26 protein-coding genes are annotated in these 23,966 nt (G+C 54.8%); 19 read left to right on the top strand and 7 right to left on the bottom strand.

Annotated features, from left to right (window positions below; genetic code table 11):
* The 9 genes from ilvN (at position 1) to ACWKX3_RS14665 (ending at position 8,817) form a co-directional block, all read left to right on the top strand.
* Entirely contained in the window at positions 1-288 is a 288-nt protein-coding gene (gene ilvN, locus ACWKX3_RS14705) for an acetolactate synthase small subunit (RefSeq protein WP_006177620.1), read from the top strand.
* Between the two features lie 99 nt (positions 289-387).
* Positions 388-981: a transcriptional regulator UhpA gene (gene uhpA, locus ACWKX3_RS14700; protein ID WP_454542019.1), complete on the top strand. Its 594-nt coding sequence runs from the start codon at positions 388-390 to the stop codon at positions 979-981.
* The gene (gene uhpB / locus ACWKX3_RS14695; protein WP_006177622.1) at positions 978-2,483 is read left to right on the top strand and encodes a signal transduction histidine-protein kinase/phosphatase UhpB; all 1,506 of its coding nucleotides are present in this window, start codon (positions 978-980) and stop codon (positions 2,481-2,483) included. The genes uhpA and uhpB overlap by 4 nt, the downstream gene beginning before the upstream one ends.
* Positions 2,476-3,786 carry an MFS transporter gene (gene uhpC, locus ACWKX3_RS14690; protein ID WP_006177623.1) on the top strand — a complete coding sequence of 437 codons (1,311 nt, stop codon included), beginning with the start codon at positions 2,476-2,478 and terminating at the stop codon, positions 3,784-3,786. The genes uhpB and uhpC overlap by 8 nt, the downstream gene beginning before the upstream one ends.
* 142 nt (positions 3,787-3,928) lie before the next feature.
* Entirely contained in the window at positions 3,929-5,326 is a 1,398-nt protein-coding gene (uhpT, locus tag ACWKX3_RS14685; protein WP_006177624.1) for a hexose-6-phosphate:phosphate antiporter, read from the top strand.
* A 281-nt stretch (positions 5,327-5,607) separates the two neighbouring features.
* Positions 5,608-6,321 (top strand): hypothetical protein, encoded by a 714-nt coding sequence (locus ACWKX3_RS14680; RefSeq protein ID WP_454542018.1) that lies wholly within the window; start codon positions 5,608-5,610, stop codon positions 6,319-6,321.
* Positions 6,322-6,523: 202 nt separating this feature from the next.
* The gene (locus tag ACWKX3_RS14675; protein ID WP_006177627.1) at positions 6,524-7,003 is read left to right on the top strand and encodes an Hcp family type VI secretion system effector; all 480 of its coding nucleotides are present in this window, start codon (positions 6,524-6,526) and stop codon (positions 7,001-7,003) included.
* Positions 7,004-7,250: 247 nt separating this feature from the next.
* Complete coding sequence (locus ACWKX3_RS14670; protein ID WP_454542017.1) at positions 7,251-8,270, top strand: alpha/beta fold hydrolase; 1,020 nt, start codon at positions 7,251-7,253, stop codon at positions 8,268-8,270.
* 94 nt (positions 8,271-8,364) lie between these two features.
* On the top strand, positions 8,365-8,817 hold the full coding sequence (locus ACWKX3_RS14665) for a DUF1198 family protein (RefSeq protein ID WP_006177629.1): 453 nt from the start codon (positions 8,365-8,367) through the stop codon (positions 8,815-8,817).
* Here the strand turns inward: ACWKX3_RS14665 and ACWKX3_RS14660 are convergent.
* On the bottom strand, positions 8,814-9,734 hold the full coding sequence (locus ACWKX3_RS14660; RefSeq protein WP_006177630.1) for a LysR family transcriptional regulator: 921 nt from the start codon (positions 9,732-9,734) through the stop codon (positions 8,814-8,816). The two genes, ACWKX3_RS14665 and ACWKX3_RS14660, sit on opposite strands and share 4 nt — an antisense overlap.
* Positions 9,735-9,920: 186 nt before the next feature.
* On the opposite strand from ACWKX3_RS14660, the gene ACWKX3_RS14655 reads away from it, so the two are divergent.
* The 9 genes from ACWKX3_RS14655 to ACWKX3_RS14615 are packed head-to-tail and all read left to right on the top strand — an operon-like array spanning position 9,921 to position 15,845.
* Entirely contained in the window at positions 9,921-10,208 is a 288-nt protein-coding gene (locus ACWKX3_RS14655) for a hypothetical protein (protein WP_454542016.1), read from the top strand.
* Positions 10,209-10,244: 36 nt separating this feature from the next.
* Positions 10,245-10,532 carry a hypothetical protein gene (locus tag ACWKX3_RS14650; RefSeq protein ID WP_454542015.1) on the top strand — a complete coding sequence of 96 codons (288 nt, stop codon included), beginning with the start codon at positions 10,245-10,247 and terminating at the stop codon, positions 10,530-10,532.
* A gap of 10 nt (positions 10,533-10,542) precedes the next feature.
* Positions 10,543-11,319, top strand: a complete 777-nt coding sequence (locus ACWKX3_RS14645) for an AfsA-related hotdog domain-containing protein (RefSeq protein WP_454542014.1) — start codon at positions 10,543-10,545, stop codon at positions 11,317-11,319.
* A complete protein-coding gene (locus ACWKX3_RS14640) occupies positions 11,312-12,145 on the top strand; it encodes a hypothetical protein (RefSeq protein ID WP_454542013.1) in 834 nt (277 codons plus the stop codon). Before ACWKX3_RS14645 ends, ACWKX3_RS14640 begins: the two co-directional genes overlap by 8 nt.
* A 7-nt stretch (positions 12,146-12,152) precedes the next feature.
* Positions 12,153-12,377 (top strand): tautomerase family protein, encoded by a 225-nt coding sequence (locus ACWKX3_RS14635; protein ID WP_337279025.1) that lies wholly within the window; start codon positions 12,153-12,155, stop codon positions 12,375-12,377.
* A 3-nt stretch (positions 12,378-12,380) separates the two neighbouring features.
* Complete coding sequence (locus ACWKX3_RS14630) at positions 12,381-13,031, top strand: HAD family hydrolase (RefSeq protein WP_454542012.1); 651 nt, start codon at positions 12,381-12,383, stop codon at positions 13,029-13,031.
* 21 nt (positions 13,032-13,052) lie between these two features.
* Positions 13,053-14,273 carry an MFS transporter gene (locus ACWKX3_RS14625; protein ID WP_454542011.1) on the top strand — a complete coding sequence of 407 codons (1,221 nt, stop codon included), beginning with the start codon at positions 13,053-13,055 and terminating at the stop codon, positions 14,271-14,273.
* On the top strand, positions 14,260-14,673 hold the full coding sequence (locus ACWKX3_RS14620) for a carboxymuconolactone decarboxylase family protein (protein WP_454542010.1): 414 nt from the start codon (positions 14,260-14,262) through the stop codon (positions 14,671-14,673). The genes ACWKX3_RS14625 and ACWKX3_RS14620 overlap by 14 nt, the downstream gene beginning before the upstream one ends.
* Positions 14,670-15,845, top strand: a complete 1,176-nt coding sequence (locus tag ACWKX3_RS14615) for an acetyl-CoA C-acetyltransferase (protein WP_454542009.1) — start codon at positions 14,670-14,672, stop codon at positions 15,843-15,845. Before ACWKX3_RS14620 ends, ACWKX3_RS14615 begins: the two co-directional genes overlap by 4 nt.
* A 67-nt stretch (positions 15,846-15,912) precedes the next feature.
* On the opposite strand, the gene ACWKX3_RS14610 is transcribed toward ACWKX3_RS14615, so the two are convergent.
* Entirely contained in the window at positions 15,913-16,911 is a 999-nt protein-coding gene (locus ACWKX3_RS14610; protein ID WP_042321280.1) for an aldo/keto reductase, read from the bottom strand.
* 207 nt (positions 16,912-17,118) lie between these two features.
* Between ACWKX3_RS14610 and nepI the strand changes: the two genes are divergently transcribed.
* Positions 17,119-18,312, top strand: a complete 1,194-nt coding sequence (gene nepI, locus ACWKX3_RS14605; protein ID WP_454542008.1) for a purine ribonucleoside efflux pump NepI — start codon at positions 17,119-17,121, stop codon at positions 18,310-18,312.
* A gap of 57 nt (positions 18,313-18,369) precedes the next feature.
* Here the strand turns inward: nepI and ACWKX3_RS14600 are convergent, their stop codons facing one another.
* The 5 genes from ACWKX3_RS14600 to ACWKX3_RS14580 form a co-directional block, all read right to left on the bottom strand.
* Positions 18,370-19,275, bottom strand: coding sequence for an EamA family transporter (locus tag ACWKX3_RS14600; RefSeq protein WP_454542007.1), 906 nt, complete (start codon positions 19,273-19,275; stop codon positions 18,370-18,372).
* A 134-nt stretch (positions 19,276-19,409) separates the two neighbouring features.
* On the bottom strand, positions 19,410-20,789 hold the full coding sequence (locus tag ACWKX3_RS14595) for a carbohydrate porin (protein WP_006177638.1): 1,380 nt from the start codon (positions 20,787-20,789) through the stop codon (positions 19,410-19,412).
* 138 nt (positions 20,790-20,927) lie between these two features.
* The gene (locus ACWKX3_RS14590) at positions 20,928-21,230 is read right to left on the bottom strand and encodes a PTS lactose/cellobiose transporter subunit IIA (protein ID WP_072208838.1); all 303 of its coding nucleotides are present in this window, start codon (positions 21,228-21,230) and stop codon (positions 20,928-20,930) included.
* 5 nt (positions 21,231-21,235) lie between these two features.
* Positions 21,236-22,612, bottom strand: coding sequence for a glycoside hydrolase family 1 protein (locus ACWKX3_RS14585; RefSeq protein ID WP_454542006.1), 1,377 nt, complete (start codon positions 22,610-22,612; stop codon positions 21,236-21,238).
* A 17-nt stretch (positions 22,613-22,629) separates the two neighbouring features.
* Positions 22,630-23,955 carry a PTS sugar transporter subunit IIC gene (locus tag ACWKX3_RS14580; RefSeq protein ID WP_454542005.1) on the bottom strand — a complete coding sequence of 442 codons (1,326 nt, stop codon included), beginning with the start codon at positions 23,953-23,955 and terminating at the stop codon, positions 22,630-22,632.
* Positions 23,956-23,966: the final 11 nt, after the last annotated feature.

Raw genomic sequence — 23,966 nt, 5'->3', positions numbered from 1 at the left:
ATGCAGAAACAACACGATAACGTCATCCTGGAACTCACCGTCCGCAACCATCCCGGCGTCATGACCCACGTCTGCGGGCTGTTCGCCCGCCGCGCGTTTAACGTCGAAGGCATTCTCTGCCTGCCGATTCAGGGCAGCGAGCACAGCCGCATCTGGCTGCTGGTCAATGACGATCAGCGTCTGGAGCAGATGATGGCCCAGATCGACAAGCTGGAAGACGTCGCCAAAGTGGTGCGCAACCAGTCCGATCCCACCATGTTTAACAAAATTGCGGTGTTTTTCGAGTAAATCGCTTAAGGTAAGCGCCTTTGTTGGCCTACGAACTTTGCCCTTTGTAGGCCGGATAAGCGCAGCGCCATCCGGCGCTTTCAGACCGCAGGAACGCACATGATTACCATCGCCCTTATCGACGACCACCTTATCGTCCGCTCCGGATTTGCCCAGCTTTTAAGCCTCGAACCTGATTTTCAGGTGGTGGCCGAGTTCGGTTCCGGCCGCGAGGCGCTGGCGGGTCTGCCGGGGCGCGGCGTGCATGTCTGTATCTGCGATATCTCCATGCCGGACCTTTCCGGGCTGGAGCTGTTGAGCCAGCTGCCAAAAGGCATGGCGACGATCATGCTGTCGGTTCACGACAGCCCGGCGCTGGTGGAACAGGCGTTAAACGCTGGCGCGCGCGGGTTTCTCTCCAAGCGCTGCAGCCCGGACGAGCTGATCGCCGCCGTGCGCACCGTCGCGACAGGCGGCTGCTATCTGACGCCGGATATCGCCATCAAGCTGGCGGCAGGCCGCCAGGATCCGCTGACCCGACGCGAACGACAGGTGGCGGAAAAGCTCGCGCAGGGGATGGCGGTGAAAGAGATTGCCGCCGAACTGGGGCTGTCGCCCAAAACCGTTCACGTTCATCGCGCTAACCTGATGGAAAAACTCGGCGTCAGTAACGACGTCGAGCTGGCGCGCCGTATGTTCGACAGCTGGCAATGAACTCTGTGTTTTCGCGGCTGATCGCCGTCGTTGCCAGTTTTTTTATCTTCTCCGCCGCATGGTTTTGCCTGTGGAGCATCAGCCTGCATCTGGTTGAACGCCCTGAACTGGCGGTGCTGCTGTTCCCGTTCGGCCTGCGTCTTGGGCTGATGCTGCAATGCCCGCGCGGCTACTGGCCTGTGCTGCTGGGCGCAGAGTGGCTGATGCTGGTCTGGCTGGCGCAGCAGGTGGCGCTGGCGCATCTGCCATTATTGATGACCGGAAGCGTGCTGACCCTGATCCCGGTGGCGCTGATCTCCCGCTACCGGCACCAGCGGGACTGGCGCACACTGTTGCGTCAGGGAGCGGCGCTGATTGCCGCCGCGCTGCTGCAATCCCTGCCGTGGATCGGCGAAAAGGAGATGCTGAACGCGCTGCTCCTCACCCTCACCGGCGGGCTGACGCTCGCGCCGACCTGCCTCGTCATCTGGCATTATCTCACCAGCACCGTCTGGCAGCCGCTCGGCCCGGCGCTGGTCTCCCAGCCGGTAAACTGGCGCGCACGGCATCTCATCTGGTATCTGCTGCTGTTTGTGGTGAGCCTGTGGCTGCAGCTGGGTTTACCGGCCGAGCTTTCACGCTTTACGCCGTTTTGCCTGGCGTTGCCGATTATCGCCCTGGCCTGGCACTATGGCTGGCAGGGGGCGCTGATCGCCACGTTGATGAATGCCATCGCGCTGATCGCCAGCCAGACCTGGCACGATCACCCTGTTGATTTGCTCCTCTCACTGCTGGCCCAGAGCCTGACCGGGCTGTTGCTTGGGGCGGGCATTCAGCGCCTGCGCGAGCTGAACCAGTCCCTGCAAACCGAGCTGGCGCGCAACCGCCGCCTGGCCGAACGCCTGCTGGAGACCGAAGAGAGCGTGCGCCAGGAAGTGGCGCGCGAGCTGCACGACGACATCGGCCAGACCATCACCGCCATCCGCACCCAGGCGGGCATCGTTCAGCGTCTGGCGGCGGAAAATAGCGGCGTGAAGCAGGGCGGGGCACACATCGAACAGCTGTCGCTGGGGGTGTACGATTCGGTGCGCCGCCTGCTCGGCAGGCTGCGCCCGCGCCAGCTGGATGATCTCTCGCTTGAGCAGGCGGTGCGTTCCCTGATGCGCGAGATGGAGCTGGAAAGCCGCGGTATTGTCAGCCATCTCGACTGGCGCATTGATGAGCCAACGCTGAGCGAAGGCCAGCGGGTCACGCTGTTCCGCGTCTGCCAGGAGGGGCTGAACAATATTGTCAAACACGCCAACGCCAGCGCGGTGACGCTGCAGGGCTGGCAGCAGGACGATCGCCTGATGCTGGTGATTGAGGATGATGGCTGCGGCCTGCCGCCAGGCTCTGGCCAGCAGGGCTTTGGCCTGGCGGGGATGCGCGAGCGCGTCAAGGCGCTGGGCGGCACGCTGGCTATCTCCTGCACCCACGGAACGCGCGTCAGCGTCAGTTTACCGCTACGGAGCCACCATGTTTAAAACGCCTGCCAATGCCGCGCCGCTAGGCGACAAAGCGGAGATCGACGCCCGCTATCGCTACTGGCGTCGCCATATTCTGATGACCATCTGGCTCGGTTACGCCCTGTTCTACTTCACACGCAAAAGTTTTAACGCCGCCGCGCCGGAAATCCTCGCCACCGGCGTGATGACGCGCACCGATATCGGCCTGCTGGCAACGCTGTTCTATATCACCTACGGCCTGTCGAAGTTCTTCTCCGGCATCGTCAGCGACCGCTCCAACGCCCGCTATTTTATGGGCGTTGGGCTGATGGCAACCGGTGTGGTGAACATTTTATTTGGCTTTTCCACCTCCTTGTGGGCGTTTGCGTTGCTGTGGGCGCTGAACGCCTTTTTCCAGGGCTGGGGCGCGCCGGTGTGCGCCCGCCTGCTCACCGCCTGGTATTCGCGCAACGAGCGCGGCGGCTGGTGGGCAATATGGAACACGGCGCATAACGTCGGCGGGGCGCTGATCCCCATCGTGGTGGGCGCGGCGGCGCTGCACTACGGCTGGCGTGCGGGGATGATGATTGCGGGCGGGCTTGCCATTCTCGCCGGATTGTTCCTCTGCTGGCGTTTGCGCGATAAGCCGCAGACCGTTGGGCTTCCCCCCGTTGGCGACTGGCGACACGACGAGATGGAGATCGCCCAGCAGCAGGAGGGCGCGGGGCTAACCCGCAAAGAGATCCTCACCAAATACGTGCTGAAAAACCCCTATATCTGGCTTTTGTCGCTGTGCTACGTGCTGGTCTACGTGGTGCGCGCGGCCATCAACGACTGGGGCAACCTGTATATGTCCGAGACGCTCGGCGTGGATCTGGTGACGGCCAACTCGGCGGTCACCATGTTTGAACTGGGCGGATTTATCGGCGCGCTGGTGGCGGGCTGGGGATCGGACAAACTGTTCAACGGCAACCGCGGGCCGATGAACCTGATTTTCGCTGCCGGCATTTTGCTCTCCGTCGGGTCGCTGTGGCTGATGCCTTTTGCCAGCTACGTGATGCAGGCGGCGTGCTTCTTCACCACTGGCTTCTTCGTGTTTGGCCCACAGATGCTGATCGGCATGGCGGCGGCGGAGTGCTCGCACAAAGAGGCGGCAGGCGCGGCGACGGGCTTCGTCGGGCTGTTTGCCTACCTCGGCGCGTCGCTCTCCGGCTGGCCGCTGGCTCGCGTGATCGACGCCTGGCACTGGAGCGGATTCTTCGCGGTGATCGCCATCGCGGCGGGGATCTCTGCCCTGCTGCTGCTGCCGTTTTTGCACGCCCAGGCGCCGCGCGAAGCGTGACGAGCCTCACCTTTTGGCGCCGAGTGGCGCAAAACTAAGAAATTTTCCCGGTTTTACCTGGACGCTGTCTCAGGCGTTGTGCCCGGCTGATTTTTACAATGCCTGCCATTCGCAGGTATAAAAATCAGCTCAGGAGCAAACCATGCTGGCCTTCCTCAACCAGGTGCGCAAGCCGACCCTGGATCTGCCGCTCGACGTGCGGCGTAAGATGTGGTTCAAACCGTTCATGCAGTCTTATCTGGTGGTCTTTATCGGCTACCTGACCATGTACCTGATCCGCAAAAACTTTAACATCGCGCAGAACGACATGATTTCAACCTACGGGCTGAGCATGACGCAGCTGGGGATGATTGGCCTGGGCTTCTCCATCACCTATGGCGTGGGGAAAACGCTGGTGTCGTACTACGCCGACGGCAAAAACACCAAGCAGTTCCTGCCGTTTATGCTGATCCTCTCCGCCATCTGTATGCTTGGCTTCAGCGCCAGCATGGGTTCAGGCTCCGTCAGCCTGTTCCTGATGATCGCTTTCTACGCCCTGAGCGGCTTCTTCCAGAGCACCGGCGGGTCGTGCAGCTACTCGACCATCACCAAATGGACCCCGCGCCGCAAGCGTGGCTCGTACCTCGGCATGTGGAACATCTCCCACAACCTCGGCGGAGCGGGCGCGGCAGGCGTGGCGCTGTTCGGTGCCAACTATCTGTTCGACGGCCACGTCATCGGCATGTTTATCTTCCCGTCGATTATCGCCCTGATCGTCGGCTTTATCGGCCTGCGCTTCGGCAGCGACTCCCCGGAATCCTACGGCCTCGGCAAAGCCGAAGAGCTGTTCGGTGAGGAGATCAGCGAGGAGGATAAAGAGACCGAAGAAAATGAGATGACCAAATGGCAGATCTTTGTTGAGTACGTGCTGAAAAACAAGGTGATCTGGCTGCTCTGCTTCTCGAACATCTTCCTGTACGTGGTGCGCATCGGTATCGACCAGTGGTCAACCGTGTACGCCTTCCAGGAGCTGAAACTCTCGAAAGAAGTGGCGATTCAGGGCTTTACCCTCTTTGAAGTGGGTGCGCTGGTCGGCACGCTGCTGTGGGGCTGGCTCTCTGACCTCGCCAATGGGCGTCGCGCGCTGGTGGCCTGCGTTGCGCTGGCGCTGATTATCGCCACACTCGGCGTATACCAGCACGCCAGCAACCAGTACGTGTACCTCGCCTCCCTGTTCGCGCTCGGCTTCCTGGTGTTTGGTCCGCAGCTGCTGATTGGCGTGGCGGCGGTCGGTTTTGTGCCGAAAAAAGCGATCGGCGCAGCCGATGGGATTAAGGGCACTTTCGCCTACCTGATCGGCGATAGCTTCGCCAAGCTCGGTCTGGGAATGATCGCCGACGGCACGCCGGTCTTTGGCCTCACCGGCTGGGCAGGCACCTTCGCCGCGCTGGACGCCGCCGCCATCGGCTGTATCGTCCTGATGGCGATGGTCGCAGTGCTGGAAGAACGTAAGATCCGCCGTGAGAATCGTGCGCAGAAACAAAAATTGAAAGCAGCCTGAGTGTGCAGGTGACTTCTTTGCCCGGCTGACCACCGGGCTTTTTTTCTTCCCGCTCCCCCTCAGAAAAAAGATTACGGCTCATTTTTTCACTCCACCCGCAGCCGGTCGCACGGTGTTTTCTGGAACGTTCATCATCTAATTTTTTAATATGGTTAAAAAATGCCTGGTCAATATCTCAAAAGAGATCGACCAGGCGTAAACATGACCTGGCTTGAACTTTTATCGCCGCACCGGGCATACGCTGGGGGGAGATAGGCGCACTAAAGGGAAGGCGGGTAAGCATGTACCATTCTGAAGAGATCATCCGACAGCTTCAGAGCCAAAAGATACTGGCAATGAAACTGGACCGGGCGGCGCGGGCTGTTGGTGAAGAGGTGAAGGGCCACCTGAGTAATATAGGAGTCGGTGCCCAACGTCTGTTGTACTACATCTCCTGCTTTACCGATGAATATTACGAGGTATGCACAAGACAAAATCTGGAGGACGTGCGTTTTCGAAAGGGTATCGTCCATCTCGTTTCTCGCTGGAGCATCGTGTTTGACATGGTCAACGCGTACGTTGAGGAACTGGTTAAGAATTATTCCCATGCTGAATTAGCAGCGATACAGCATGCTCTCATGCGAGCCAATGTGTACATATCGACCAGCACGCTAACCTCCTATTCATTCTCTGCAGCCGTTGCAACGACTGTTTGTCTTTATGTCACCCTTTCAACGTCAGGGTTAAAGGTCGTTTCAGGATTAACCGGGGCAGTTGTTGGTAGTCTGGGGTTATACGGGATTGTGCAAAAGGCAGCCGACAGCGCTCACCGCCTGCAGGTTATCCATCCCGCATACTATCAAGCACTGTACCTGCGAGAACTGGAGATGATGTATTTCCTCGTGGAACCTGCGTTTATGCGCGCGGGCGTGCTAACCCAGCGGTGGGCAGAGGGCCCTGATAGCGCAGCTGACAAGATCCTGAAGCTAATGGGCAGACACTCATGGGCTTTCTAAGACGCTGGCTCAAATCCCAGGCTCAGTTTTTTTTCTGGACCTATATGCCAATCATCCTCACGTTCATTTTCGGCTATGTCCTCGACGTTTACTTTCCTGACGTTAGCCAGGGTTTCATCCTCCTGTTTTACTTGATAACACTGGGGTTGGCTTACTGGATATGGCATTGAGGATCATCAACGTTTGTTAATAAGGAAATGACATGTCTACACCCGCTCACCTATGGCTTGAAGACGAGAACGGCTCGCCGATTGTCGGTAATTGCATAATGCCCAAACGCCTTGGCTCTATCGAGTTAAAGTCGTTCTCCCACGGGGTCACCATTCCAGTTGACCCAAGCTGGGGTAAGCTTACCGGCACGCGCGTCCACCGCCCTGTCACGATAGTCAAAGAATTTGATCAGACTACCCCGATTCTTTACCGCGCCGTGTGCGAAGGGCGAACTATGAAGAAGGGGATCATTAAAATGTATCGAATTCTGGAGTCCGGTATCGAGGCCGAGTATTTCAATATCGTGATGGAAAACGTGAAGTTCACGACAGTAGCGCCATTCCTGACCCCTAATGGGATGAGCAGCACCCACCTGGAAACGCTCGAACTGCGTTATGAAGCGATCTCCTGGAAGTACACGGAGGGGAATATCATTTATCGTGATACCTGGAACGATCGTTGTTGCGCATGATAGCTAGAAAACCGGGTGCGTTGTACCAGCTGTGGTACTTACTACAAAGCCAGACGTTTCGGCACCTGGCGTTCTGAAACACTCAGGCTCATCACTGCATATCCTTTAAAACATTCCATAAAAGGGGATGCGTATATTTTACGTCCCCCTTTACCCCGCTTTACAGATCCGCTCCCCAGCATGCTCTACAGTTTATTTTTGCTGCCGCGCTGCGCGGCATTTGACCGTTTTGTTATGGAGAGCTTGCATGTTAACCCGACGATTATCCTGCCTTGCGCTGCTGATGGCGCTGGCGTCCTCCGCGATGGCGGCGGATACCCCCACCTATGGCGAAAAGCTGGAAGGTTTTGACTACGGCTGGCCGGTTAAACACTTTACCTTTACCTCGCAAAACCAGTCTCTGGACATGGCCTATCTCGACGTGAAGCCGGAAAAAGCCAACGGCCGCACCGTGGTGCTGATGCACGGTAAAAACTTCTGTGCCGGTACCTGGGACGGCACCATCCGTGCGCTGACGGCGAGCGGGTACAGGGTGATCGCCCCGGACCAGATCGGCTTCTGCAAATCCACCAAGCCCGAGCGGTATCAGTACACCTTCCAGCAGCTGGCTGATAATACCCATGCGCTGCTCACATCTCTGGGTGTCGAACGCGTGACGGTGATCGGGCACTCTACCGGCGGCATGCTGGCGACGCGCTACGCGCTGATGTGGCCGCAGCAGGTGGAGCAGCTGGTGATGGTCAACCCGATTGGCCTGGAGGACTGGAAGGCGCGCGGCGTGCCGCATATTACCGTCGACCAGTGGTATCAGCGTGAGCTGAAAACCAGCGCGGACGGCATTCGCCAGTACGAGAAAAACACCTACTATGCCGGAGAGTGGAAGCCGGAGTACGAGCGTTGGGTAACCATGCTTGCCGGGCTGAACAACGGGCCGGGCAAAGCGCGCGTGGCATGGAACTCGGCGCTGCTCTACGACATGATCTACACCCAGCCGGTTGTCTACGAATTTAGCGAGCTGAAGATGCCGGTATTATTGATGATCGGCACGAAGGACAACACCGCTATCGGCAAAGATCTCGCCCCGCCGGAGGTGCGTAAAACGCTCGGTAACTACGCGGTGCTGGGGAAGGAGACGGCAAAACGCATTCCGCACGCCACTCTGGTCGAGTTTAACGATATGGGCCACGCGCCGCAGATGCAGGATCCGGTGCGCTTCCACGAGGCGCTGCTGAAAGAGCTGAAGCGCAGCGATCCGCTTTCAGAATGATTTTCCACCTCTTTTCACTGCACTAATCGCGTTTTGCCAGCTGTCGAGGCCATGAGTTTCCCGCTATGATAAGCGGCTATTCTAAGGAGAACGCATGGTCTGGATAATGCTGGCAACGCTTGTCGTGGTGTTTGTGGTGGGGTTTCGTGTCCTGACCTCGGATTCCCGTCGTGCCATCAAACGGTTAAGCGAGCGTCTGGGGATCACCCCGGTTCCGGTGGAATCGATGATCGATCAGTTTGGTAAATCGTCCGGCAACGAGTTTATCCGCTACCTTGAGCGTCCCGACGAAGCCCATCTGCAAAACGCTGCGCAGGTGCTGCTAATCTGGCAGGTGTGTATTGTTGATGGCAGTGAACAGAACCTGCACACCTGGCACCGTATGCTGCGCAAAGCCCGCCTTGCCGCGCCCATTACCGACGCGCAAATCCGCCTCGCACTCGGCTTCATGCGCGAAATAGAGCCAGACCCGCAGGAGCTTAACGCCTTCCAGCTGCGGTATAACCAACTCTTCTTACCGGATGAGGGCGTGTTTTATCTGCATTAAGGCATTTTCCCGCATAACACATTCTGAGCGTTCAGAATCTCTTCTCTATTCTCATTCAGACGGGTGGCAGCATAGATATCTATGTTTAACCTTTTTGCTTCCGCGTCCGTGAGTTCACGGTAGCACAGCCCTTCCTGATTAAAGGTGCATTTCGACTGAGGTAGCAGGGCAAATCCTTTCCCTCTTGCGATACGGCTTAGCATAACGAGGGAATCATCCGGCTCTTTAATGCGCTTCAGCGGCGTTTTCAACGTATCAAAGTAGCTTTCGCATTTGTCATAGAATGAGGGGTTAGCGCTTCTCGAAAACCAAAAAATTGGGAGATCGCTAATATCTTCCAGCGAGACTTTCTCTTTCAGGCTGGCAGGATGTAAAGAGGGCATTGCGATGAGCAAAGGTTCCTGGCAGACCCAGCGGTACTGAACAATATCTTCATGACCTGTTCCCTTTTCGCCGGTCAGCACCAGATCCAGCATATTTTTAGACAAGCTTTGCAGCAGTTGGGCTGACGTCAGATCCGGCGTTTCGACATCATCTCCCGCGTTCATTTTTTGAAGCTGAGTATTCACGGGTTCAATATATTCAAAATTAAGGGTCCGCGTGAGTCCGATGCGCAGGCTCGTTTCTGAGGAGAGAAGATCAACTTTTAAATTGCTGATGTCTTTAAGAATTTTTTCAGCCTGAACAACCAGCGCACGGCCTGCCTCAGTGAGGCTTACATCATGCGTGCTGCGGCTGAACAACTGACGTTTCAGAACCGCTTCAAGACATTTTATCTGGCGCGTCAAAGGCGGTTGAGTCATGCGCAGACGTTCGGCAGCCTTACGGAAGTTCAGTTCATGCGCAACAGCGAGAAAGCATTGTAATTGTTTGATACTCGGCAGGTTATTGCTGATTAAATGTTCTGCTGTGGCCATACGTGGATCCTAAATGCAAAAAGGTACTTCGTCTTTTTTCGATTTCGATATTACACGCTAAATGCTGTAAGCAAAACCTGTTTTAACAGTAATACAAAAAATATATTACAAATTTAACAATTCCAATTGTTTCCTGTATTGATAAATTTCTAATCGAATCCTCACCAATCAATACTCGGAGTAATTATGTCGTCTAAATATGTACTGGTATCACGCTTCCCATTAAAAAATACTTTTTCTGAAAAAGAATTCACTTCCTTAAAAAGTAATGAAAACGTTCGCTACTTTTCCTGTGAAGAAAATGGTGTTAATGAGTTACTGGAACTGCGCGCATTCAATGATATTAAAGAAATTGCATGGGTTGAAAGTGAAATGGAGTCTATGTTCCATCGTTTCTCTGATGTTCTTTCTGCCGATATCCGTCGCGAACTGCTTAAGTTTGTTGAATCCCCAATCGATAATGAAAAGATCTAGCCAGAATCAAATTACATCCAACTTCGCCATGTTGAAGTGCCTGCGCATAACTATCAGCAGTACCGTCAGTGGCGCGATGAAACTATTTTTAATGTGGTAAGAGATAACAAAGATAAAATTGAAAGCTTCGAAGCGTTTCATTCTCTGATCAGTGGCGTTCCGGGCGTAATGTTCATCTCCTCATTCAACGGTGATAAAGCAGAATATAAAGAAGCATTTACCAATGCGCGTTACCAGGAAATCATTCAACAGGCTGGCGACAACTTTATCACTGGCGGCAATGACGGCCTTTATACGCGTATCTATCGTGCTTGCTGTTGTTGAGGAACAATGAATGAACTGTAAAAAGTTGGTTGTTGTGGGCGATAAATTTAATGAATTTGCCAACGGTAAAGATGTACTGACTATATCTCAGCTTGAATTATTGACTCAGATCCCTGCAAATATCATTGATAAAGAACACGAAATTATTGTTGGGCAGGGCGTGCGCAAGGATTTTGCCGGGAAAGTAATTTCAAATCAGGCAAGAAACGCGATTCATGGTAATAAACTTAAAATGTGCTCTCTGGAAAAACTGGTTAGCGACAAAAAAAATGCACATTGCCATAAAAAGCTGGAACAGAACGTACTTATAGGACCTGCGGAACGCGCTGAGCATAACCACGATCTGTATGCGATGCCTCTGTTAATTGATGAGCGTTGCGAGTTGATGGCAGATCACCAGACGGGCCAGCATATCCAAGGAATGCTCCTGGTTGAAGCCAGTCGACAGGCCTTTATCGGCGTCACCGAAGAATTTATTTACCAGCAAGAAAGTGGGCGCTATTACGTCATTAATAGCATGGCAATCAATTTCGCCAGTTTCCTGTTCCCTTTACCGGCGCTGGTCCACTTTGAATTTCTTAAAAAAGATATTAACGACCGCCGGGGGCGTTTTAAAGCTCAGGTACGCGTCACTCAGCACCAAACGCTTTGCGCGACAATGGATGTCTCGTTCACCGTCTACCCTTCGGCCCTGATTACAGAGAAAGAAAAATCTCTGGCTGAGGTTGCCATGCAGGCGACCATCGTTGAGCAGCAAGTGGTGGTTCAAGGGGTAACGCATGCCTGAATTACGTAGCCAGAAATACCGTCTGGCTGCGACCACGCAGGGGCCGCTTTACCCCCCTGCGGAGGTCATGGACGGAAAGGGGAATTTTGTCGTTGTTGGCATGGTGCCCGGGGATAACGGTCTGCAGTGGCGAAGTGTCATTGTCTCACCGGACAGCGAGCTTCCGGTATTTGGGGAAACCGCACCCTATAACATTCTGTACGATATAGAAAAAATGCCCAAGGAGGCGTTGAAGAACATCATTCTTCATACTCTTCCTTTACCCGTTCCGATGAACAACTATCGGATGATTTTCGCACCAGAACAGCGGCCGCAGGCCAATAATGAAATAAGGTCTAGCCTTCCACTGCATGACGGTTATATCGCGGATTATCGCATCAACGATGGAAAGCGAGATATCCAGCCTGTGACACTCGCTGCCTGGCTTGAGGCAGAGGGAACCTTTGACGTCACGTTGTCTGAAGACAAGAAACGAGCAAGGTTCACTTTTTCGTTCCGGAGCCTTGTCCCGGATAGCGTTTATACCGTGATGAGTCTCAGGGAAAACGATTTAGCCTCTGAGGATCCTAGCAGGCCAGGTCCGCTGGGAATACCCAACGTATTTATAACTAATAGCGAAGGTAATGCCGAGTATTGGGCTGAGTTAACCGATCCTTTTCCGGCCCCGGAGAGGAAAGGAAACAGAATTATTAACGTAGTCGTACTTTATATGAGCTCGCGTCAGAGCTACGGCGGTGCAATTGGTTTTTACGGTCTTGGAGGCGATATCCATGCCCATTTAAAACTTAAAGGCCGTTCCTTCGATGAATTTACAACTATAGAGTGAGAAAAATATGCCGTTTGTTCATGTGATGACCTGGCCGACGAAAGATGAAAATCAAATCATCAGGCTCCAGGAAGAGATTACGTTTGCCGTTCACAAAAACACAGGTGCGCCGCTGGATAAAATTTCCGTGGTGGTTTCTGAAATTACGCCTTCCCGCTGGGCGGATGCAGGCGTGCCTGGTACGGATAAAGACTTCCCGATTAAGAGTCGACGAAAAAACTACGAGGAATAAGCATTGCTTAAACATGCCGCATTTTTTGATGTTGATGAGACGCTTATAAATATTAAAAGCATGTTCGATTTTTATGACTTCTGGTGCAGGGAAAACAATCAAGACGATCATCTTCAACGCTACATGTCTCGTTTTCGTACTGACGTGAAAAACGGTGTGCCAAGGGAAACCCTGAATAGAGAATATTATCGCCAGTTTAAAAATGTTTCCTGGCGTTATCTGGAAGAAATGGGCGAGAAATGGTTCAAGCGTAAAATGGAAAACAGTTTTTTTATTGAGAGTGCCGTTTCAGCGCTTAAAAAGCATCAGAGCCAGAATATGTACACCGTATTTATATCAGGTTCTATGCTTCCGATTCTTTCGCCCATTGCGAAATACCTTGGGGTAACGGACGTACTCTGTGCGCCGGTGATAATAAATGACGCAGGTGAGTTGACGGGTGAAATCGGCCTGCCTCAAACGATTGGGACGGGTAAAAAAGACGCTCTTATGACGTTTTGCCGGGAAAAGGAGATTAACCCGGCGGATTGTTATGCCTACGGTGACGATCTTTCAGATATTCCAATGCTCGAAGCCGTCGGACATCCCGTCTGTGTGGGAGAGCGTTCCGCGCTCAACAGATATGCAACAGAAAAAAATTGGCACATTATTTAAACTATTATTGAGGTAAGTAGTATGACTTCTGAACTCTCCTCGCAAAATATGACGTTAAGGTCATGGCTTGCCTTATTCATTCTGGCTATTTCAACGTTTACTATTGTCACCACAGAGCTGGCGCCAGTCGGATTATTAACGCCAATCGCAGAGGGGCTACAGTCTTCGGAATCCGCGGTGGGTATGACCGTATCGCTTTATGCCTGGGTGGGGGCGTTGAGCGCGCTGTTTGCCTCCGTCTTTTTAGGTAATGTGGCCAAGAAGCGCCTTTTACTCGTTCTCACCGTGGTGCTTCTCATCTCCAACATCATGGCCGCGACGGTAAACACATACAGCATGCTGCTTAGCGCCCGCGTATTGGGTGCGCTTGCTCACGGTGCATTCTGGGCGATGATCGGTGCAACGGCGGTTGCCATCGTTCCTGCCAGATATATTGGGGCGGCGACGTCAATCGTATTTGGTGGCGTTTCCGCAGCAAGCGTTTTTGGCGTACCGGTATCTAACTATATTGGTATTCACTTCGGCTGGCGGCAGGCATTTTGGCTGATGGCCGCGCTGAGCATAATTGCGTTTGTGGGTATTAGCGTTCTTGTTCCCCAGATTACCAGCAAAAGTGCGCTCGGCCTGGATGCGCTTAAAGGTGTGCTGAAATCGTCAACCTTATGGAAAATTTACTCAGCAACCTTGCTGGCTGTTACTGCCCACTTTGCCGCCTTTACTTACATTGAACCCTGGTTACACACGCAGAGCTTACTGTCCACTGCCTTTATTCCCGCTGTGCTTTTTGTTTACGGCATCGCGGGTCTGGCTGGTAATTTCCTGACCGGCGTGTTGATTGATAAATATCTTAAGCTGACGGTCTCTTTGTCTGTACTGCTGATCTGTGCAGTGCTGCTGTTCCTGGGCCTGTCAGGTTTCTCGCTCTCTGCTGCACTGATATTCACCAGCATGATTGTCTGGGGCATCGCCGTATCAGGAATATTTGTTGGCTTCCAGACATGGGTTTTACGTATGGCAGAGGATAAAGCCTTCCCGGCCTCTGCAATCTACGTTTCATTTTTCAACACCGCTATTGGTATCGGCGCGTCAGTCGGTGCCTGGATGGTTTCATCATTTTCAATGCCGCTCCTGTATATCGTCGCCGGTACGGCCATAGGCCTGTCCGTTCTGCTTGTCGCGGTTATTCCTGCAACGTTGACCGCAAAACAATCCCCTATGGAGAAATCATATGAGTCAAATTAATGACCGCACGCGCTATGGCAGAGAGATTATGGACCGTCTCGAAGCGGGGCTCGCGGATAAAGTCACTCGCCGCCTGAGCGAACTGGACCCGGGGCTGCCCGCCCTGATTACCGACTATGCATTCGGGGATGTGGTGGGGCGTCCGGGACTGGATCTCAAAACGCGCGAAATGCTGACCGTCGCATCGCTTGTGACGCTGGGTAATGCTATGCCGCAGTTGGAACTGCATATGAGAGGAGCGCTCAATACCGGCGTGACGCCGGAAGAGCTACTTGAAATTGTAATACAGATGGCGGTGTATGCCGGCGTTCCCGCCTGTATGAATGGTCTTACAGCCTACCGCGCGGCAATGGCCTCGACGGGTCACCCCTTGCCAGGGCTGAAAGGGGTAGACGCATGAGCGAGGTTGTCATTATTGCAGCCCGCCGCACTGCGACGGGTGCATTTCAGGGCGCGCTTGCGGAGCATTCCGCCGTTGAGTTGGGAAGCCGGGTCATTCAGGCGCTCCTGAAAGAATCTGGCGTACAGGCCAATGATATCTCTCAGGTCATTATGGGACAGGTTCTTACTGCGGGGTGCGGCCAGAATCCGGCTCGACAGTCGGCCCTGAATGCTGGATTACCTATAGACACGCAATGTCTGACGGTCAATAAAGTGTGTGGTTCCGGGCTTAAGGCGGTCCATCTTGGCATGCAGGCGCTACAGACGGGTGAGGCTGAGTTTATTATTGCTGGCGGCCAGGAGAGTATGTCCAACGCACCGCATATTGCCATGACGTCGCGTAGCGGAACGCGGCTGGGTGATATTATTCTCAAAGATAGCCTGGTTTCTGACGGGCTCTGGGATGCCTTCAATGATTATCATATGGGTATTACTGCAGAGAATGTTGCGACGGAGTTTGGTATCAGCCGCCAAATGCAGGATGAATATGCCCTTGTCTCTCACCACAATGCGCTTGAAGCGCAGGCGCGCGGCATTTTTGAGCGAGAAATTGTTCCGGTTGAGTGGCTGACGCGAAAAGGCGAAACGATTAGCATGGAGAGGGATGAAGGGCCGCGTGCAACCAGTATTGAAAAATTGATGAAACTGAGGCCTGTCTTCCGTAAAGAGGGAACAGTGACGGCGGGAAATGCTTCATCGTTGAATGACGGTGCCGCTGCGGTGCTGCTTTGTACGCGTGATACTGCCGAAGCGCGTGGCTTGCCGGTTCTGGCGTCGCTGGGCGTGTTTACAAATTCCGGCATCCAGCCGGCATTAATGGGTGCAGCCCCGATTCAAGCCATTGCCGACTGTCTTTCTCGCTCGGGATGGAAGCCAGAGGATGTCGATCATCTTGAATCCAACGAAGCGTTTGCAGCCCAGGCGCTGGCTGTGATTCAGCAGACTGGGATTTCCCCGGATCGTATCAATCCTTACGGCGGGGCAATCGCGCTTGGGCATGCGATAGGTGCATCCGGCTGCCGAATTTTGGTGACGCTGGTTCATTCCCTGATCCGTAATGACGCCAGGCGTGGCGTCGCCGCACTGTGTGTTGGCGGTGGGGAAGGGGTTGCGTTGAGCGTTTATCGCTAACGACACGGCTTATTTATGGATATAAAAAAACCGGGGAAACCCGGTTTTTTGTTTTTATGATGAGGTATCAGGCGTTCACACCTTTCATACCCTCGGCAGAATAACGATCGCCTTTAATCTCAATCCGCCGATGAAGGTTGTTCAATGATTCAATGTCGCTCTTCTCAATCACAATGTCGGCAGCGCATGCGTTTTCGGCCAGATAGCTGGCGTGCTTCGTGCCCGGGATGGGAACCAGCCGATCGTATTGCGCTAACAGCCAGGCAAGGGCAATCTGACCCGCGCTACAGCCGTATTTCTCCGCCAGCGGGTGGATGATATCGAGCAGCTGTCGATTATGATCGAGGCTGGACTGAACAAAACGTTCGTTGTTTTTACGGAAATCACCCTCTGCAAACGCGCTGTTGTTCAGGTATTTTCCCGTCAGGAAGCCTCTGCCAAGAGGTGAGTAGGGCACCAGACCAATACCTAACGCTTTCACGACTGGCAGAATGCTTTCCTCAATGTCGCGTGTCCACAGCGAATATTCCGTTTGCAGCGCAGTGACCGGATGTACCGCATGGGCACGCTGCAGCGTTGAAGCCGACACTTCGCAAAGGCCGATGTGGTTGATCTTGCCCTCTTTAACAAGGGCGCGCAGACAATCCATACTCTCTTCTATCGGGGTTGCGTTACTTACTCTGTGAAGATAAAAGAGGTCGATTCGCTCCACGCCAAGCCGCTTGAGGGACTCATTACAGCAGCGGATGATATAGTCAGGCGTGTTGTTGATGGTGCGGGCATAGGACTCGTCAGCAGAGCGATCGATGCCGCATTTCGTGGCTATTTTGAACTGCTCGCGAGTGCTTTTATCCAGCCCGGCAAGAAAATGACCGATTAGTCTTTCATTATGACCACGGCCATATAAATTTGCGGTATCAATAAACGTCACGTTTAGATCGATGAGGCTATGCAACACCTGCAGTGAGGCTTTGTCATCGGTCTGGCCATAAAATTCACTCAGACCCATGGCACCATAGCCGACGGCACTGACGGTAAGATTTTGAGATAAAGTACGTGTTTTCATAGTTTCTCCTTTTCAGACGCTATGATTGTTTCACCTCAATTGTGGATACTGAATTTTCATTTTCGTTATGCTCAAAAGGTATCAGGCAACACCGATTTGCCTTGCAGGTAATTAAAAAGCGCAAAAGTTGTCTAAACGTTAAATTCATCACACTTTTGATGATAAACTGCGCGACTTTTCCGCACGTTTTTATCTTCAGGTGATGCCATGACAGAACATATCCAGCCCACGACCAGACCGCAGACCAAAGACGTTTCCCGGCCCAACTGGTCGGCGGTTTTCTCCGTGGCGTTCTGCGTCGCCTGTCTGATTACCGTTGAGTTTCTGCCGGTGAGCCTGTTGACGCCAATGGCGCAGGATCTGGGTATTTCCGAAGGCGTGGCGGGGCAATCCGTCACCGTCACCGCGTTTGTGGCGATGTTTGCCAGCCTCTTTATTACCCAGGCGATTGGCGCTATCGACCGCCGCAAAGTGGTCATTCTCTTCAGCGTGCTGCTGACGGCATCCTGCCTGCTGGTCTCCTTCGCCAATAGCTTTAGCCTGCTGCTGCTCGGTCGTGCCTGCCTTGGGTTAGGGCTCGGCGGCTTCTGGGCGATGTCGGCCTCGCTGACCATGCGTCTGGTGCCCGCCCGCACGGTGCCTAAAGCGCTGTCCGTGATTTTCGGCGCGGTCTCCATCGCGCTGGTGATCGCCGCGCCGCTGGGCAGCTTCCTCGGCGGGATTATCGGCTGGCGTAACGTCTTTAACGCCGCCGCGGTGATGGGCCTTCTGTGCATTATCTGGGTGTGGAAGGCGCTGCCGTCCCTGCCGGGTGAAGCGGCGCACCACAAACAGAACATGTTCGCGCTGCTCAAGCGCCCCGGCGTTATGGCGGGCATGACCGCCATCTTTATGGCCTTCGCCGGGCAGTTTGCCTTCTTCACCTACATCCGCCCGGTGTTTATGACCATGGCGGGCTTTGATGTGGATGGCCTGACGCTGGTGCTGCTGAGTTTCGGTATCGCCAGCTTTGTCGGTACCTCGCTGTCGTCCCAGTTCCTGAAACGCTCCCTCAAGGTGGCGCTGGCAGGCGCGCCGCTGGTACTGGCGATAAGCGCCGCGGTGCTGTTGCTGTGGGGCAGCGATAAGTGGGTCGCTTCGGCGATTGCGATTATCTGGGGCTTTGCTTTTGCGCTGGTACCGGTGGGCTGGTCGACGTGGATCACCCGCTCGCTGGCCGATCAGGCGGAAAAAGCCGGGTCGATTCAGGTGGCAGTGATCCAGCTGGCGAACACCTGCGGCGCAGCGGTGGGCGGCGTGGCGCTCGACCATCTGGGGCTGACCTCACCGCTGGTGATTTCCGGCACGCTGATGCTGCTGACGGCGCTGCTGGTGGCAGCGAAGGTGAGGGCGAATTCGTAAATTCGCCCCTCTCCCCGGCCCTTTCCCCAAAGGGGCGAGGGCTAGGGTGAGGGAATATCAGGCTGAAGTCTTAACCCGTCTTCTCGAATCCATCGAAATCAACACCACCGACGAGACAATCAGCAGCGTGCCCAGCCAGTCCGGCAGGGTGAAGGCCACCCCCAGCAGGATCACCGACAGCAATGCGCTGCTCAGCGGCTCGGCGCAGCTCAGAATGCTTGCCTTCGGCCCACCGATCATTTGCGCCCCTTTCAGATACAGGCTGAACGTCAGCGCCGTACCGATCACCACCAGATAGAAGAACGCCAGCAGCAGGCTACCGTCGAACGCAAACGTGGTGCCGCGCCCGGCGTAGAACGGCGTCAGCAACAGTCCTGCAATCAACATACTCCAGCCAACAATCGGCAGCGTGCCGTAGCGGGCGATCAGCGTTGACGGATAAGTGGTATAGAACGCCGCAGCAAAGGCCGAGGCGATGCCGAAGAACAGCGCGGCAGGCGAGATAGAGAGCGATGTCGGGTCGCCGTGCGTTACCAGCAGGAAGGTGCCGACAAGCGAGGTCATTATCGCGGATAAGACAAAAATACCGGGGCGCTTTTTCCGCGCCAGCGCGAACCATGCCACGATAATGGTCGGCGACAGGAACTGCAGCACGGTAGCGGTGGCGGCGTTGGATTTTTCAATCGTCAGCAGGAAGGTGAGCTGCACGGTGAGCGCGCCGACCAATGAGAAAAACAGCAGGCTGATGGCGTCCTTGCGGTTTTTGATGACCGAGAAAATCTTGTCGCCGTGAACGAAGGAGAGCGTCAGCAGGATCACGCCGGTAAACAGCAGGCGAATCATGGTCAGATAAGGCGAGGAAATGTGGCTTTTCTCCATGATGTACTGCGCGCAAACGCCTGAACTTCCCCATAAAACGGCGGCGATCAGGACGTTCAGCATCCCTTTACGTGTGGAACCCATGTTCTCCCCTGTTATGTCGGTTTTTTTGTAGCATAACATGGGATCTTGCCGGGCGGCGCTGCGCTTACCTGGCCTACAAGGTTTTGTAGGCCCGTGCAAGCGCAGCGCCGCCGGGCGAAACAAACGGCGTCGTATTAGAACCACGCCTCCCACATCGCGCCGACGTTGAAATCGTCGAGCGTTTCGTCTTTGGTATTGTTCACGCGGGCGGTGCGTTCGTTATCCACTTTGCCGCCGGTGACGTAGAAACGCAGCATCGGACGGAACTCCGGCCCCATGGCGATAGACATGTTCTGCGACAGGGTCAGCTTCCAGCCCTTATTATCGCCGCCGTTGTCGTAATCAACGTGCTGCCAGCCCGCTTCCAGCCAGGTCGAGTGGACGTCGTTCCACCAGTGCATCGGGCGGACGATGGCGTTGTAGTTCTTGCGGTTGTCGGTGTCATCACGACTGTTGTCGTAATCGTGGAAGGCGAGGATGTACTCCACCTGCGTGGCCTGGGTGAATTTGTACAGCCCCTCGAAGCTGGCGTAGACCGTGGTCAGATCCTCGGTTTTGTTGAAGACGCTGTTGTCCGAGTTATCCGAGTAGCGGGCGATCACCTTGTTCACGCCGCTGTCGTTGGTGTGGCTCATCACCACGCCGCCCTGCCAGGCGTTCAGACGCTCGTCGCTTTCAATGGCCTTCGAGTCAAAGCCGTAGTTGGCGTACAGCTCCAGGTCGATCGGGCCGAGCTTCATGCCGTGGATTTTAGAGGTTGCCGCGTAGTTGCCTTTGTCGCCCGTGCCGGAGCCGCCGGTACAGGTGATGCGCGACGGGTTCGCTTCGTCTTCCATCACTTCCGGGCTACAGGATTCCACCGCCGCCACGGCCGCCACGTCAAACTGTACGCCGCCGATGTCGAAGTTCTTCACCCCGGCACCCTGGCCGTCGTGGTTCATCCAGAAGTAATCGTTGATGCCCTGCTGCGGACGCTGGTGGAAGTCGCGCCCCGCCCAGAAATAGGCGTTCGGGTTCGATGCCATAATGTTGGTCACACCGGCGTAGGCTTTTTTCAGGTTAACCTCATCGCCCCAGTGGTCGATCATCACGTTGATGTCCCAGATGGCACCGTTGTCACCTTTGAAGGCTTTGGAAAGCTGGAATTCACCGCCGTTGCCTTCGTTGCCCAGACGACCAATCGCGGACGCGCCGTTGTAGGAGCCGTCTACCGCCACGTATTTCTGATCGGCGGCCTGGAAGTGCGCGCCGTAGCGGGCGTAGCCGGTAAATTTCACCCCGAACGGGATCGCCATATCCGGGGATTGCGCCGCGCTTTGCGGCTCGGTCACCACGTCCGCTTTTTTGGCAACGGCGGCATCCATTTTGGCCTGACGTTCTGCCAGGGCTTTATCCACCGCTTTGGCCACAATGGCGTCGATTTGCTCCTGCGTAAATTCTTGCGCGAGTACGGAAATGGGGCAAAGCGCGGCGATAACCGCCATTGTTAATGGAAGTTTTTTAATCGTATTCATGGTTATCTCAATATAGTTTAATTTTATTCAGACAATAACCATCCCGCTCCGATCTGACAGAGTATGTCGCTATCATCAGAACAAGTGGATCTCTATTTTAGGTACAGAGGTATTACGCTAACGTTATTTCGCCATAGATTATCTCTGGTATAAATGAATAATTTCTTCCGATAATTCACGCGCCAGCAGGGAATTCATTAAATGGTCCTGGGCGTGCACCATAATTAAGGTCATCGGCTGGCGGGCTTCTCCCGCATCCTGCTCGATCAGTTTGGTCTGCATTTTGTGTGCCTGGCGCGCATAGCCATCGGCCTCGCGCAGCAGGCTTTTGGCTTCGTCAAGGTTGCCCTGGCGCGCCGCGTGCAGCGCTTCAAAGCACAAACTGCGGGACTGACCGGCGTTGACGATAATTTCCATTACGGCATCTTCTAATACGATCATCATAATTACTCTTTATCAAAACTGTTATTTAAGGCAGTGATGGCAAACCACTCGCCGCTTTTTTTGAGGGTGCGCTGCTGCGTCTCTAAGTCGAGCTGAATAAATCCGTAACGATTTTTATAGGCATTACACCAGGACCAGTTATCAATAAAGGTCCACATATGGTAGCCAAGGCAATTGCATCCTTCGTTAATACCTTTATGCAGCCACGCTAAGTGCTCAGAAATAAAATCGATGCGGTATTGATCGTTAATCTGGCCATTTTCAATAAAGCGCTGTTCATTTTCGACGCCCATACCGTTTTCAGAAATAAAGCAGCGAGGGTTATCGTAATTGTCGCGCAGGTTAACCAGAATATCGTAAATACCCGGCTCGTAGATTTCCCAGCCGCGGTATGGGTTCATCTTGCGGCCCGGCATCTCGTAATTGTCAAAGAACCACTCCGGCATAAACGGCGCCTGCGGGTTTACCGCGCTGTCGCGACACTTCACGCGCCGCGGCTGGTAGTAGTTCACGCCGAGCAGGTCGATTTTTCCTTCCGCAATCAGGGCGCGGTCCTCCGGCTTGCAGGTCGGGAGCTGGTCGTACGCTTTCAACAGCGCCACCAGGTCTGCCGGATACACGCCGCGAAGCACCGGGTCGAGGAAGCTGCGGTTAAACATCAGATCCGCAATGTGCGCCGCCTTCACATCCGCCGGGTTCTGCGAACGCGGGTAGGAGGGCGTCAGGTTGAGCACGATGCCAATTTCCCCGGCATAACGCCCGGCGCGGTAAGCCTGAACCGCTTTCGCGTGGGCCAGCACGGTGTGATACGCCACGGTAGCCGCACGACGAAAATCCACCACGTTCGGATAGTGGAAGTCGTACAGATAACCGCCCTCCACCGGCACAATCGGCTCGTTGAAGGTAAACCAGTGCAGCACGCGGTCGCCGAACAGCGCAAAGCAGATCTGCGCGTAGCGGGCGTAAGCGTCCACCACGTCGCGGTTTTCCCAACCGCCGATCTCCTGCATCGCCATCGGCATGTCGAAATGGAACAGGGTAATAAACGGCGTGATGCCCTGTTCAATCAGCTCATCAATGACCTGATTATAAAAGTCGACCGCCTGCGGGTTCACTTCACCGATACCGTCGGGGATCAGGCGCGCCCAGCTTATCGAGGTGCGAAAGCTGTTGTGGTTCAGCTGCTTTAACAGCTGAATGTCCGTTTTCCAGCGCTGATAAAACGTGGAGGTCTGCTGCGGCCCCACGCCGTTATGAAAACGGTTCGGCTCGCGGGCAAACCAGTAGTCCCACGTGGTTTCCCCCTCTCGTGTCCCTTCGGTCTGGAGAGCGGAGCTTGCGCTGCCCCACCAGAAGCGATCGGGAAATGTGTATTTCATGACGCGTCCTCTTTGACTCAATGACTTGCGGTTTCAGCGACGCCAACGGTGGCCTGGGCTTTCTGCTCTTCGTTTTTCATCAACGTACGCTCATAGGCACGCAGGAACGGCAGATACATCAGCGCGGACATCACCATACAGACCACGCACATCACCACCGGGCTTAATGCCCAGTTCGCCGCCCACGAGGCACCAATCGGTGCGGGAGTGGTCCATGGGGTTAACGACACCACCTGCGCCAGCCAGCCGAGCTTAGTGGCACCGTAGGCCAGACAGGCGTTGATCAGCGGCACAAACACGAACGGGATAAACAGCATCGGGTTCATGATGATCGGCGCGCCGAACAGGATCGGTTCGTTGATGTTAAAGAAGCTGGGCACCACGCCCATTTTGCCGATGGTACGCAGGTGCGTGACGCGGCTGCGCAGCAGCAGGAATGCCAGCGGCAGGGTAGAACCGACGCCACCAATCAGCAGGTAGTGGTCCCAGAAGCCCTGCAGATAAACGTGCGGCAGGGCGGCACCGGCAGCCAGTGCGGCCTGGTTTGCCGACAGGTTCGCCATCCAGAACGGGTTCATGATGCCGGTGACAATCAGCGAGCCGTGAATGCCAGCAAACCAGAAGATCTGGCACAGCAGCACGGAGAGCAGAATGGCGGGCAGGGAATCCGACGCCGACACCAGCGGCTCCAGCAGGTGCATGATCGCCTGTGGGATGATCATCCCGGTTTGCGCTTCGATAAACAGGTTCAGCGGATGCAGGGTGCCAATCACCACCATCACCGGGATCAGGATTTCAAACGAGCGCGCCACGCCGGTCGGCACTTCTTTTGGCAGGCGGATGGTCACGTTGTTTTGCTTAAGCCACGCATACACGCGGGTGGAGTAGATGGCGGTGATCAGCGCGGTGAAGATGCCCTGGCCCGACAGATACTGGGTCGAGATCTTACCGTCGGCATAGGGCGCGGCAACCAGCAGGAACGCCATAAACGCCAGCAGACCGGATATCACCGGGTCGAGGTTAAACTGACGTCCGAGGCTCGCGCCAATCCCCACCGAAATGAAGAAGGTCATCACGCCCATGCTGAGGTTAAACGGCAGCATCAGCTGTTCACGGTAGGTCTGGGAGAAATCCAGCCAGCCGCGGGCGAAACTGTTGGTGGTATCCGCCGAGAACGGCGGGAAGATGAACACCAGCATGAACGAGCCGATGATCATAAACGGCAGCGCGGCGGTAAAGCCGTCGCGAATGGCAATCACATACTTCTGCTGACCGAGCTTAGCGGCCAGCGGGGTAATCGATTGCTCAATCACCGCGACCATGGATTGATATAACGAACTCATGTGAACACCTT

This window comes from Enterobacter sp. UPMP2052 (assembly GCF_053709675.1).
The sequence above is the reverse complement of the archived record's forward strand: the minus strand, read 5'-3'. Positions and strand labels throughout refer to the sequence as shown.

Coding starts and splice junctions, on each gene's coding strand:
- ACWKX3_RS14625 (WP_454542011.1), top strand. CDS start 13,053: ATGACTTCTGAACTCTCCTCGCAAAATATGACGTTAAGGTCATGGCTT.
- ACWKX3_RS14670 (WP_454542017.1), top strand. CDS start 7,251: ATGTTAACCCGACGATTATCCTGCCTTGCGCTGCTGATGGCGCTGGCG.
- uhpA (WP_454542019.1), top strand. CDS start 388: ATGATTACCATCGCCCTTATCGACGACCACCTTATCGTCCGCTCCGGA.
- ACWKX3_RS14680 (WP_454542018.1), top strand. CDS start 5,608: ATGTACCATTCTGAAGAGATCATCCGACAGCTTCAGAGCCAAAAGATA.
- ACWKX3_RS14675 (WP_006177627.1), top strand. CDS start 6,524: ATGTCTACACCCGCTCACCTATGGCTTGAAGACGAGAACGGCTCGCCG.
- uhpC (WP_006177623.1), top strand. CDS start 2,476: ATGTTTAAAACGCCTGCCAATGCCGCGCCGCTAGGCGACAAAGCGGAG.
- uhpB (WP_006177622.1), top strand. CDS start 978: ATGAACTCTGTGTTTTCGCGGCTGATCGCCGTCGTTGCCAGTTTTTTT.
- ACWKX3_RS14665 (WP_006177629.1), top strand. CDS start 8,365: ATGGTCTGGATAATGCTGGCAACGCTTGTCGTGGTGTTTGTGGTGGGG.
- ilvN (WP_006177620.1), top strand. CDS start 1: ATGCAGAAACAACACGATAACGTCATCCTGGAACTCACCGTCCGCAAC.
- ACWKX3_RS14645 (WP_454542014.1), top strand. CDS start 10,543: ATGAACTGTAAAAAGTTGGTTGTTGTGGGCGATAAATTTAATGAATTT.
- ACWKX3_RS14595 (WP_006177638.1), bottom strand. CDS start 20,789: ATGAATACGATTAAAAAACTTCCATTAACAATGGCGGTTATCGCCGCG.
- ACWKX3_RS14655 (WP_454542016.1), top strand. CDS start 9,921: ATGTCGTCTAAATATGTACTGGTATCACGCTTCCCATTAAAAAATACT.
- nepI (WP_454542008.1), top strand. CDS start 17,119: ATGACAGAACATATCCAGCCCACGACCAGACCGCAGACCAAAGACGTT.
- ACWKX3_RS14660 (WP_006177630.1), bottom strand. CDS start 9,734: ATGGCCACAGCAGAACATTTAATCAGCAATAACCTGCCGAGTATCAAA.
- ACWKX3_RS14580 (WP_454542005.1), bottom strand. CDS start 23,955: ATGAGTTCGTTATATCAATCCATGGTCGCGGTGATTGAGCAATCGATT.
- ACWKX3_RS14610 (WP_042321280.1), bottom strand. CDS start 16,911: ATGAAAACACGTACTTTATCTCAAAATCTTACCGTCAGTGCCGTCGGC.
- ACWKX3_RS14615 (WP_454542009.1), top strand. CDS start 14,670: ATGAGCGAGGTTGTCATTATTGCAGCCCGCCGCACTGCGACGGGTGCA.
- ACWKX3_RS14620 (WP_454542010.1), top strand. CDS start 14,260: ATGAGTCAAATTAATGACCGCACGCGCTATGGCAGAGAGATTATGGAC.
- uhpT (WP_006177624.1), top strand. CDS start 3,929: ATGCTGGCCTTCCTCAACCAGGTGCGCAAGCCGACCCTGGATCTGCCG.
- ACWKX3_RS14600 (WP_454542007.1), bottom strand. CDS start 19,275: ATGGGTTCCACACGTAAAGGGATGCTGAACGTCCTGATCGCCGCCGTT.
- ACWKX3_RS14635 (WP_337279025.1), top strand. CDS start 12,153: ATGCCGTTTGTTCATGTGATGACCTGGCCGACGAAAGATGAAAATCAA.
- ACWKX3_RS14640 (WP_454542013.1), top strand. CDS start 11,312: ATGCCTGAATTACGTAGCCAGAAATACCGTCTGGCTGCGACCACGCAG.
- ACWKX3_RS14590 (WP_072208838.1), bottom strand. CDS start 21,230: ATGATCGTATTAGAAGATGCCGTAATGGAAATTATCGTCAACGCCGGT.
- ACWKX3_RS14585 (WP_454542006.1), bottom strand. CDS start 22,612: ATGAAATACACATTTCCCGATCGCTTCTGGTGGGGCAGCGCAAGCTCC.